Source organism: Acidiluteibacter sp. (genome assembly GCF_055129545.1).
The window spans coordinates 24,058-35,799 of sequence record NZ_JBSRUB010000024.1; the positions used below are offsets into that span (position 1 = coordinate 24,058).

Here is an 11,742-nt window from a genome sequence, read left to right on the forward strand (position 1 = left end):
GGTTAACAGGCGATTTGGATTCAACCTAAATCGCCTGTTTTTTTTTGAAATCTAATCTTTTTATTGAGGACTATGAAACCTTCATAAATCGGATTAATTTCTCTGTAGAAAAGAAGTTCACGAAGAGTTATTAATTTCTAACTAGTCCTTCGAACAACTAGCTTAAAACAAATTAAGGTCGATATTGAATACTAAAACCAGTCTGAATGTCTGGGGCATTATTCACAGAAACGATGTCTTCGTTTAAATAAAAACCATAGGTTATTTTTCTATTCTGAAAGGCTAAGATTAAGCTAACTCTATCACTCAATTCATAAAAATGAGTAATGGCATAGTGCCAATGGGAAACATCTTTAGCGCCCTCTAGCGCATAATAATCGGTAGGATCTGAGTTTCGGTAACTGCTTTGATGCTGATACAGTCCGCTAATGCTAAATGCTTTATCATTCTTAAATGATCTTTCCCATCCAAGAAAAAGTGCAAATTGTTTTAAAAAATTCTGATCAATCAAAGTAACTTGATTAGGGGACGCAATCAAATTGTGCTTTATCGCTTCATAACTCAATCCTGCTCTGAAATGATTGTTTGCATTTATTTGAAAATTTCGGGCTCCTGAAATCCCCAAGCCAAAATCCATGGATGAATTATATTTATTGGTGTTAATTCCGGCCACTACTTTGCCCATCAATTCCGTATTGAATTGCGCTAAGTAATCTGAAAAAGCAGCGCATTTGTAATTTACGACAAATCCTGATAGTCCAAAATCACCATTATTCAGCCGTAGTGTTTGACCATTTTCATCTTGGTAGTCGATCAGCGCTTGATTGAGTTCATACTCCTTTCTAGCAAAAGGGTCTTCTCCACCTGCCACATTGCTGTGAAACCACTCTATGGCGGCATCGCTGCTCAACGTGGAAAATGGAAGTTTTCCGCCATCCAAAGAGTACATTTTTGCAGTCAACTGAATGCTGTGGATTTCATTGATTGACCAATCATAACCAATGTTGTATGTTCTTAAAACACCATCACCTTGGAATGACAGAGAATCAGGTGCAGTCATGGATTTAGGATCTCTATAATGCCACGGATACTGTCCCGCTTCCTGCTCATCTGCGGTGTTTGTAGGAATATAAGCCGTCACTTTGGGCAACCAAATGTTTCCTGCTTGGTATTCAAATTGAAAGCTTGAACGATTCGTTTTAGGAGTAAAATTAGTTTGAGCTTGGGTTAGAAAAACCCCAAAAGGATGATTGGCAACTATTGTGGGCAACTGCGTTTTCCATAAAATAGGAGCTATTGTATCTGATGATTGAGCAACGATTACCTGAATACTAAGTAACAAAACAATTGAAAAAATACTTTTTAAACCTCTCATAAATCAATCTAGAATAACAACAGTGTATTTTTCTATGATTGAAAAAAACAAGCCCGTATGCAATTATTTCTTTTGCAAAAATAGAGGACTACCGTTAGTCATGCAATTCTTTTTTGTTCATCACATTTAAAAAAGTCACATCCTATTGAACCAATAGATTTCATAAAATGAGAAGAATGTCATCAAACCTTGATGCGCTCAAAAAAGAATAGTCGTACCTTTAAAGAACACATTCTAAATGAAATTCCCCTTTCTATGAGAAATCTACTACTATTTAGCGCTTTACTTTTCGGCAGTATTCTCCATCTGAAAAGCCAGCAAATAAGAATCAACCCGCACACAGAAAATCAGGAGCACCGCTTTACTAAAAGCGCAGTTACTCCATTGGCACTTTCAAACGATACTACTTTTGATGTCAATTTTTATCACTTGGATTTAGAAATATCGGTTGATTCAGCCTATTTAAAAGGCAGTGTGAATTATCTTTTCACTTCACTTAAAAACGGATTACAGGGTATTAAACTAGATTTAGATCGTGCTTACCGCATAGATAGTATTTCTGCCGCTAGCTCATACACTTTCGTCAACAACCAAATCAACATTAACTTTTCAAATAGCTACAATGTAGGAGATACTTTTTCTTTTACTATTTACTATCAAGGCATTCCGCAATTAATCAATGGAATTAAAGGATTGCGCTACGAAACTCACAATGGAAACGAGCCCATTATTGCCTCCTTATCTACGCCCTATTTGGCGCATACGTGGTGGCCTTGCAAAGATGGGTTGAGCGACAAAGCAGATTCTACTTTTATTGACATTACCATTAAAGATACAGTCATTAGTGGAAATCAATTGATGGCAATTTCAAATGGTTTGTTGGATCAGGTGGTAACAATCGGTAAAACGAAGAAATACCAATGGAAACATTACTACCCCGTTGTGCCCTATTATGTGATGGTGGCCATTTCCAATTTTAATCATTTTCAGCAAACGTATGTCGGGCCGACTTATACCTTTCCAATCGACTATTACGTATTCAATTCTCACCTGACGGCAGCTCAAGCTGGAGTGGCAGATGTTCCCATCATGATGGATTTCTTTACTGCTACTTTTGGCCCTTATCCCTTTCTAAAAGAGAAATACGCCATGACGCAGTTGGGCTATTATGGCGGAATAGAAAACCAAACCAATTCCATTGTGAACAATATGGGATTGGCCTGGAAAAATGTAACGGTGCACGAATTGGCTCACCAATGGTTTGCAGATATGATTACCTGCGACACCTGGAATCACGGATGGTTGAACGAGGGATTTGCGAGTTATTCTGAAGCTCTTTTTATAGAACATCAATTTGGGTTTAACGCTTATAAAAACTACGTCCAAACCTTTGAATACTATAAAGCAGACAGTGTTTATCGAAACAATGTATCCGATCCGTTTCAAGTGTTTAAAGAGGTGATATACGAGAAAGGTCCCTATGTTTTACACATGTTGAGAGGCGTATTGGGCGATTCTACTTTTTTCAAAGCAATTAAAAATTATGCTACCGATAGCAACCACCAATACGGACATGCCACCACGGAAGACTTTCAATTGATCTGTGAAAACACAAGTGGACAAAACCTCAATTACTTTTTTGACCAATGGATTTATGATGCGCGCTACCCGGTTTATGGTTACAACTATAACTTTGATACTTCTGCGCTGCAATTGAACATTGCCATCCAACAAATGCAGGGAGCTAATGGTTGGCGAAGTGTTTTTGAAATGCCGATTGAAATTCGAGTAGCGTTTAACGACTTTACAGATACAATAGTTAAAGTATACAACAATGGCCAAACACAGCAGTTTGCATTTACACTGCCGAAAATAGTCAGCAGTATTGAGCTGGATCCAAATCAATGGATTTTGAAGTCTGCCACCTACGACCCTAATATTTTCATTGGATTAGAGGAATTGAGCTCCACTGATTTCGTGATATTTCCGAACCCTGCACGAAATCAACTCTTCCTGAAATCGAGCGCTATAAATGAACCATTAACCATAAAAATGAGAGATTTGAGTGGAAAACTGATTCAACAAAACAGTGTATACCCAAATCAAAACAACTTGTACTCCATCGATTTAAACCACTCATCTGAGGGAATTTATTTTTTGGAAATACAAATGAAAGGTAGCCGAATTACTAAAAAGGTGAGTTTGATAAAGTAGAAGAAATACTACACAATTTAATCCCTAACCCACTAATTATAAACTCTTCCACTCTATTTGATTTTTGGGTGCTTTCTGAAGGTCCGATAAAGCACATCCTTTAGACTTTTTAACTTAAAAGTAATTTTAGAACATTACACCTAGGATGAAACAAGGATTATGGAACAAAGAATGGTATATGCTGTTTCTACGCACCCAAATAAAGTAGCTCATATTTGAGCAAAAGTATTGTTTTTTGAAACCGTTATTCTTTTTTTACAAATAGGCGATTCAAGAAAAAGCTAATCGATACTGAATAGGAAACCAATTGATCATTGAGGTAAATTTTAGTCCCGCTAGTCGCATTTTTATTCTCTTTTACTTCAACTTCATTTTCATAAAATAGATTAGGTTGGTACATATAGACGTCAAAGGCAAATGTAAAACCAGTTTTCCCCCTACTTTCATAATCTACACCCAACTTTGTAAAAGGAAAATTACTTATCTTAAGTAATTTAGTCCCCCTGTAGTCGACTGGACTATCATCCTTTTCATGTGTGATCCCTATGAAAGGCCAATAGTGTTCCTCATATGATATTCCTCTACCATCATTATTAGTTATCATCCCCAATCCTATGCGACCATTAATAAAACGAAGATGTTTTCTTGTATTTAAATGAAAAATTTTATGTTTAAAAGAAGTTTCAAAACTTAAGCCGGTAAATCGGGTAGCAAACATATCGCTTGCACTGTGTGTGCCAATATTATTATAGGTTTGACTGCTTCTATATGCTGTATTAACAGTACTTCCAAATCCACCTACCCCTGCCCTAAAATCGACTGACATAGAATTATTAATGCGATATCCTAGAATAAACCGAACATGACTAAAATTGCCCCCTGATCTACCTTTAAGCGAAGAATTTCGAACAATAAAATCAGTGGAAGTTAGGGCTACAGGTTCACTCTTAATTGCATTATTTAAAAACCCTACCTCTACTTGAAATCCAACAAACACTTTACTTAGATTCAATAAATTCTGAGCCAAAACATTACCCGAAAAAATAACACACAAAATAACTCCAACTGCTCTCAACGACTTTTTCATATAACCCAAATAAAGATTTCAAAAATAACTACTTTATATAACACAAAGGCTGACAGCTCAAGGCACTTTTTATTTTAGAGAGCGTCAAACAAAAATAACTTCCATACTTAAAGAGAGTTAGTGGTCAAAATTATTGTACTAAAATTAATTAGGGGATGTTTAAATATAAATTTCGCCGTTAAGTTTTAATAATCATTTGAATTAAAAACTTCCATTTTTTCCCCAATAATAAATGAAAAATTAAATTCCCGAAGATTATATTTTTTCCTTCTCCTAACCTACTAATTATAAACTCTTCTAATCTTTTCAATGTATTTTTTTATTATCTTAGAAAACGTTTTAGGAATAATTTAAAAACAACTAAATAAACTAAAACCAATACATTCCGACTGAAGATAAATACTTCTTCTGTTTGATAAGAATGTAGACTACCATTAAAAATCATGAAGAAAATATCAAAAGAACAAATTTGGGATTACGTTATTTTGACAGCTAGATTTCTTCTTGCATGGACTTTTCTGCGTTATGGTTTTAGCAAACTAATAGGTGGACAGTTTGGAATAAACGAAGCAGAAATGACCACCCAACTTAAAGATATTTCACTATTTAAATTATCGTGGTACTTATTTGACCATGAACCTTTCAAAAGTTTTATTGCTATTTCTCAAATCATTTGTGGCCTCTTATTGCTTATTAACAGAACTGCAATCATTGGAGCATTTCTATTTCTTCCAATAGTTGCAACCATCTTGATTATAGACTTAACATTTATGCCTGCAGCAATGGCTAAAGGTTTTGCTTGGCGCCTAAGTTTTTACATTTTGTTAGATATGCTAATCCTTTGGCATTATAAAGAGAAAATGAAAATAATTTGGAACGCTGTATGGCAAGATGTCAATACTAAATTTAGGTTCTCTAATTGGGCGTATTTGCTATTGCCATTGTGTGCTATTGCACTTGAGATAGTTGGCATTTTTCCGAAGATTTTCACTCAGTTGATTATAGAACCAACTGAAACAATTGAAAGCCTGTCCAGAATACCTGAAGTAATTATGGAAATCATCCATAAAATAATCGGATAGTCAGATTTACTCCCCATAATTTTAGCATTTTTGTGGTTATGAATAAAATCGATATTCGGACTGTTGATGTCACTCAATATTTGCAACCTTTGCGAGAAGGTGGCTCTATGCCTGCGATAGTAAAAGCTGACGATGGTTTTTTGTACGTCCTCAAATTTAGAGGGGCTGGACAAGGGAAAATGGCATTAATCGCTGAATTTATAGGTGGAGAAATCGCTCGAGCTATTGGGTTAAAAGTGCCTGAATTGGTGTTTATGAATTTAGATGATTCTTTCAGCAAGACAGAACCAGATGAGGAAATTCAAGATTTATTGAAGTTCAGTGTCGGATTAAACCTAGGGTTGCATTTTTTATCCTCTGCTATTACTTACGATCCTTTGGTGACGAAAGTAGATGCAATGACGGCTTCTAAAGTAGTGATGCTCGATAGCATAATCAGCAACATAGATCGTACAGATAAGAACACCAACTTACTGCATTGGAACAATGAATTGTGGGTGATCGATAATGGGGCTAGTTTTTATTTTCACCACAACTGGGACAACTGGACCAACCATTTGACCAGAACTTTCCCACTGATAAAAGAGCACGTGCTATTAAGAAAAGCCGAGAAACTACCTGAAGCAGCAGCAGAAATTAAGCAGTTGCTAACGCCAAATATAATTGAAGACATTGTGGCCAACATTCCTGAGGATTGGTTGACCATAGAATCTGAAAAGTTGACTCCTAACGAAATGAGAGCCGCCTACATTGAATTTATTACTAACCGACTGTCTAAGATTGATTCATTAGTTAAAGAAGCCAACGATGCCAGATAAATGCACTTTTGAATACGCCATCATTCGGATTGTTCCAAAAGTGGAACGAGAAGAATTTTTTAATGTCGGAGTTATTCTATTTTCTAAACAGAAAAAGTTTTTAGGCATCAAGGTTGAAATTGATGAAACCAAGCTAAAAGCATTCACTTCTGAAATAGAATTGGATCAGTTTAAAGCCTATTTAGATGCGTGGAAACTCGTTTGTGAAGGTGATCCAAAAGGTGGAAAAATAGGACAACTAGAATTGTCCGATCGTTTTAGATGGTTGACGGCTAGCCGAAGCACTGCGATTCAAAGCTCTAAAACACATCCTGGGTTCGATACAGATCCTGAAAAAGCACTGCTAGATATCTTTGAAAAGTATGTGTTGTGATTCCATTATAACACATCACTTTGTTTCTATTCGTATTGATTTTGACCTTCGCTATCATTTTGAAAGAAAACTCTTAAAAAATCAATATAAACAAGTTGCCAACGATATACACCAATTAAAATCCTAAAAAATGTATAAAAAATCAATCATCCCAATACTATTTTTATTATTCAGTAGTTTTCTTTTAAAAGGACAAGATTCAAAATTCCGCATTGGAATTGGCGTAAAGCCAATGTTTTCTGTTTTGCAGAACGAATTATTTAAATATAATGCCGTGTTTTTTGTTACCCCAAGTATGCAATTGGAGTACCAATTATCAGAGGTTATTCAGTTGAACATTGGATTGGAATACGAAAGAAAAGGAGCAAAAACAGAAGTCATTTTTCCTGACATTAACGGGAATTTTATGAGTCAAGACATCATTAAGGTAAACTTAAACTACCTTCAAATCCCCATATTTGCAACTTTTAAAACAGAGGGAAAAGTAAAGCTATATGGAAATGCAGGGCTCAATACAGGTATTTTGGTAAAAGAAAACTTCAAAAATAAATCGACTAAATCTAAAACTACGACGGATAATTATAAAGCTATAGATCTTTCTGTTTTATTGGGCGGAGGATTAGAATTTAATATCAATGATCGATTGGCGTTTAACTTTGGCCCAAGATTTAATTTAGGAATCGTAGACATGAGTATTGCTCCTCTTGTTGAAAGAATTAATTCGGCTGGTTTCTTATTTCAGATGAATTACCATCTCTAAATTAATAGGTTGTAGTGAGGATAATTAAGCTCTACTAGTAATTGACCAATAGTTATAATCATCTCAACTCTTTTTGATTTTTTTCTAAAAAAATACCTTCATCAACACCAAAATTCAATAAAAAATATTTGCGCAACCAAATAATTGCATTTATATTTGCAACCAAATAGTAGCAAATAAAAAAATCAATGGAAATTAGACGAGATGTTTTTCAGGCAATAGCAGACCCAACACGACGAGCAATCATTATGCTTTTAACAGTTGGTTCAATGACGCCAAATGCCATTGCCGAACACTTCGACTCTAGTAGACAGGCGGTTTCTAAACACTTGAAAATTCTGACTGAATGTGAAATTGTCAATCAAGAGCAACAAGGAAGAGAAATTAATTACCACTTAAATGCTGCCAAAGTGAAAGAAGTTGAGAAATGGTTGGAAGAATTTAAACAATCACTTACCAAACGATTCGACCAACTTGATACAGTTTTAGAACAATTAAAATCCAAAAAAATATGAATAGTCATTTAAAATTTGACTTTAAAGTCAACAAAGAAAACAACACGGTTCATGTTGAGCGTGAGTTTGCAGCTGAGCTAAAAATGGTTTGGGAGGCTTGGACAAATCCCGAAATTCTTGACCTTTGGTGGGCACCAAAACCCTACCGCACCGAGACCAAATCAATGGAATTTAAAGAAGGCGGCATGTGGTTGTATGCGATGGTAAGTCCTGAAAATGTAAAACATTGGTGCAAAAACGACTACAATCAAATAATTCATCAATCTATGTTTTCAGGTTTGGATGCCTTTTGCGATGAAAATGGAACTATTAATGAAGAGATGCCTCGCACACTTTGGACAAATATGTTCAATGAAAATGGTGAAACAACTTTTGTAAACATTACCGCCCAATATGATAGTCTTGAAGACTTAGAAAAAATTATAGCCTTTGGTTTCAAGGAAGGATTTACGATGGCACTCAAAAATCTTGACCAATATTTAGAAGCTCAATTCCGATTGAGGAAAGAGAATAAACCCAATAAAAAAGGTAGAGTAACCACTTATTTAAACTTTGATGGAAAAACCGAAGAAGCATTTTTGTTTTATAAATCGGTATTCAATTCTGAATTTGTAGGAAAAGGAATTCAGCGTTTTGGAGAGATCCCTGTTGAAGAAGGAAACCCACCAATTGCAGATTCAATTAAACAAATGATACTCCATGTAGAGCTTCCAATTACAGGTGGACATCTATTGATGGGAACAGATGCTCCCAAAGAAATGGGCTTTACAATGACCAAAGGAAATAATATGCATATTTGTATTGAACCTGAAACAAGAGCAGAAGCTGACCGATTGTTTAACGCACTCTCAGCTGAGGGTAATATTACAATGCCAATGGCCGATGTATTTTTTGGAGCCTATTTTGGCGAATTTTCGGATAAATATGGAATTAATTGGATGATAAACTATCAAAACGATGAACTATGAAAAATAAAATTACATTTATTTTAAGCTTACTATTTGGCCTAATCTTTATCAATGCAGGATTAAACAAATTCTTTAATTACATGCCAGTCCCCGACGACTTGCCAGAGAGTTTGCTTAATGTGATGGAGGCATTCAATACCATTAAATGGCTAATTCCTTTAGTCGCCATCTTTGAAGTGATAGGAGGATTCCTGTTTATTTTTTCGAAGACAAGAGCTTTAGGTGCTATTGTAATTTTTCCAATAATGGTTGGTATTTTATTAACCAATACTGTAAATGAACCATCCGGTTTACCAATAGCTGCAGTATTGTTTATCATCAACTTATGGGTAATTATTGAAAATAGAGAAAAGTATTTACCACTTGTGAGATAGTGTGGCTTGACGGGAAGAGTTCTATTGAAATATTAAAAAATACATGTGTTGCATTTATGGGTTGAAAACAGCAATAATCAAATTGAAATTTTTAAAAGTTTCTTTAACAGCTATACTAACTACAAGGTTTTGTCGTTAAAGAAGTTAAACCAACCGAAATGAAAACATTTTTACTAATTACCTGCTGTGTCATCAGTTATTCTACTTGCTTCTCACAATATTTTATAGGTTACGAAAACGCGCTTGGTGCAATTTTCGAACATAAACCTTATGGAAGCTATTCAATTGATACAATTGTAATCAGTGCACCCCATCAAATTGAAAAACATTCTTCTCTTAGACCAATAAATCAATTTTCAACAACAGAAAACATACTACTGGGTGAAGAAAATATAGCAAGTCCATACTATAATAAGAATGTGCCAGTTAGGTTATCGTTTACCGGTGGGATCAGGGGGGTGAATAAACTGATGGTTGATACCAATGGAGTTTTATTTGACAGTTTAATGTTTGATCAATCCACTCAACCTCAAATAGACACTGTATTTCAGATATCAAATCGTTCAACCATTACCACTAGAATTACAAATCCGGATTCCAATCAATATTATAACGGTAAAATTAGTATGTCTTATGACTCTTTGGTGAAAATTAGTGTCACTTCAAACTTGCCTTCTAAGGACACAGTATATATTGATGAGATCGGCACTTCATATACCCATATTCCTCATGGATATACACCCATAGATACCAACACAGTTAAAACTGATAGCTTCATTCAAACAACATTTTGCGAGGCACATAATGGCGGAGGAATGACCTGTCCTCTTAGAAACACTCTGCCCTATAATGAGTATTACTATTCATTTACAGTGTTTGTTCATTATAATAGATCTGCTACCATAGGTATAGATTTAGATACTTTGAATTTGTATGGTGGTTATATCACGGGGTATGGAGCACCTTTCTATAGTAATTATGTGATTAATGATACGGTCGCCATGGATTCGAATTCGACACTCTACTTTCGGGTAGGTCAAGGTAAAACTAATGCAGCATTTATTACCACCGAGCGTTTTAAAACAGAAACCAGAATATCTATTAAGCAAACAATCGGATTGAAGTCTAATCAATTAAATGATCAAATTGTTGTGTACCCTAACCCTGTTAACGACTTTTTAAAAATCGACCGAGAGAGCAATACCAATATAAAATTTAAAATATATAGTGTTGATGGTAAGAGCTTATTTCTTGATGGGGTAATCATTAATAATTCTATCAATTTAAAACAATTAAAAAAAGGGGCTTACATAATAGATTTCCCTGAGCTTGGAGTTCGAAAAAAGATTATAAAGAATTAATTGATCTTTTAATCCATTGTATTTATACAAAGTGATTGTGGTTAATTCCCCAAGAAAATTTGAATTCGTTGACCTTTATTAATAACACCGAAATTTTAGCTGTAAATTGAACAAAATTAATTTAATATTGATTATTTACTAATTAATTTGGTGTTAGTTACAATTGAAAAAATGACCGAAATAAAAATCTCCACAAATAGAACTAGGTTAAGGTTGATTGAATCATCTGATTTAATCTCCATTCATAACCTCCACACGTTGCCTGAAACGGATAAATACAATGCATTGGGAATTCCAAATAATAGGGAGGAAACCAAATCCATTATTACACCTTGGGTTGCGGAAAATGAACAGAAGGATATTAAGAACTACACCTTTGCAATTGAAAATAGGTTGGATTACGATTTCATTGGTCTATTTGGTCTAAAACTAGGCAGTGAAAAATATAGACGCGGAGAAATTTGGTTTAAAATACTTCCTTCTTATTGGAATCAAGGAATAGCCACAGAAGTTTTAGCGAAAATGATAGATTACGGATTTGATGAATTAAATCTGCATAGAATTCAGGCAGGATGCGCTGTAGATAATATTGGTTCGATCAAAGTTCTTGAAAAGGCAGGTATGATAAGAGAAGGCAGAGGAAGACAAGTCTTGCCCTTAAAATCAGGTTGGTCGGATAATTTTGAATATTCCATTCTTGAAACGGACGAACGAAAACGAAGTACAACTTCTATTAATCCCCACTAATACAGTAGTATTACTAATAATCTCAAATCAACTTTAACAAAAAAATCATTTTAAGATCGCTGTGCGCA

At 34.8% G+C, this 11,742-nt stretch carries 12 protein-coding genes; 10 read left to right on the forward strand and 2 right to left on the reverse strand.

Annotation, left to right across the window (positions count from 1 at the left end; genetic code table 11):
- Positions 1-172: 172 nt before the first annotated feature.
- Complete coding sequence (locus tag ACTB0X_RS11850) at positions 173-1,375, reverse strand: hypothetical protein (RefSeq protein ID WP_463025241.1); 1,203 nt, start codon at positions 1,373-1,375, stop codon at positions 173-175.
- 255 nt (positions 1,376-1,630) lie between these two features.
- Here ACTB0X_RS11850 and ACTB0X_RS11855 point away from each other — a divergent pair, with 255 nt between their 5' ends.
- Positions 1,631-3,589 (forward strand): M1 family aminopeptidase, encoded by a 1,959-nt coding sequence (locus tag ACTB0X_RS11855; RefSeq protein WP_463025242.1) that lies wholly within the window; start codon positions 1,631-1,633, stop codon positions 3,587-3,589.
- A 244-nt stretch (positions 3,590-3,833) separates the two neighbouring features.
- On the opposite strand, the gene ACTB0X_RS11860 is transcribed toward ACTB0X_RS11855, so the two are convergent.
- Entirely contained in the window at positions 3,834-4,676 is an 843-nt protein-coding gene (locus ACTB0X_RS11860; RefSeq protein WP_463025243.1) for a hypothetical protein, read from the reverse strand.
- A gap of 443 nt (positions 4,677-5,119) precedes the next feature.
- Here ACTB0X_RS11860 and ACTB0X_RS11865 point away from each other — a divergent pair, with 443 nt between their 5' ends.
- From ACTB0X_RS11865 to ACTB0X_RS11905, 9 genes are all read left to right on the forward strand, one after another.
- Positions 5,120-5,758 carry a DoxX family membrane protein gene (locus tag ACTB0X_RS11865; RefSeq protein ID WP_463025244.1) on the forward strand — a complete coding sequence of 213 codons (639 nt, stop codon included), beginning with the start codon at positions 5,120-5,122 and terminating at the stop codon, positions 5,756-5,758.
- Between the two features lie 38 nt (positions 5,759-5,796).
- Positions 5,797-6,576, forward strand: a complete 780-nt coding sequence (locus ACTB0X_RS11870) for a HipA family kinase (protein WP_463025245.1) — start codon at positions 5,797-5,799, stop codon at positions 6,574-6,576.
- Positions 6,566-6,949 (forward strand): DUF3037 domain-containing protein, encoded by a 384-nt coding sequence (locus ACTB0X_RS11875; protein WP_463025246.1) that lies wholly within the window; start codon positions 6,566-6,568, stop codon positions 6,947-6,949. Before ACTB0X_RS11870 ends, ACTB0X_RS11875 begins: the two co-directional genes overlap by 11 nt.
- Positions 6,950-7,079: 130 nt before the next feature.
- Positions 7,080-7,709, forward strand: a complete 630-nt coding sequence (locus ACTB0X_RS11880) for a porin family protein (protein ID WP_463025247.1) — start codon at positions 7,080-7,082, stop codon at positions 7,707-7,709.
- Between the two features lie 194 nt (positions 7,710-7,903).
- Positions 7,904-8,224 carry an ArsR/SmtB family transcription factor gene (locus tag ACTB0X_RS11885; protein ID WP_463025289.1) on the forward strand — a complete coding sequence of 107 codons (321 nt, stop codon included), beginning with the start codon at positions 7,904-7,906 and terminating at the stop codon, positions 8,222-8,224.
- Positions 8,221-9,192 (forward strand): SRPBCC domain-containing protein, encoded by a 972-nt coding sequence (locus tag ACTB0X_RS11890; RefSeq protein ID WP_463025248.1) that lies wholly within the window; start codon positions 8,221-8,223, stop codon positions 9,190-9,192. The genes ACTB0X_RS11885 and ACTB0X_RS11890 overlap by 4 nt, the downstream gene beginning before the upstream one ends.
- Positions 9,189-9,566 carry a DoxX family membrane protein gene (locus ACTB0X_RS11895; RefSeq protein WP_463025249.1) on the forward strand — a complete coding sequence of 126 codons (378 nt, stop codon included), beginning with the start codon at positions 9,189-9,191 and terminating at the stop codon, positions 9,564-9,566. Before ACTB0X_RS11890 ends, ACTB0X_RS11895 begins: the two co-directional genes overlap by 4 nt.
- A gap of 158 nt (positions 9,567-9,724) precedes the next feature.
- Positions 9,725-10,927, forward strand: a complete 1,203-nt coding sequence (locus tag ACTB0X_RS11900; protein WP_463025250.1) for a T9SS type A sorting domain-containing protein — start codon at positions 9,725-9,727, stop codon at positions 10,925-10,927.
- A gap of 171 nt (positions 10,928-11,098) precedes the next feature.
- Positions 11,099-11,674 (forward strand): GNAT family N-acetyltransferase, encoded by a 576-nt coding sequence (locus ACTB0X_RS11905; RefSeq protein ID WP_463025251.1) that lies wholly within the window; start codon positions 11,099-11,101, stop codon positions 11,672-11,674.
- Positions 11,675-11,742 lie beyond the last annotated feature (68 nt).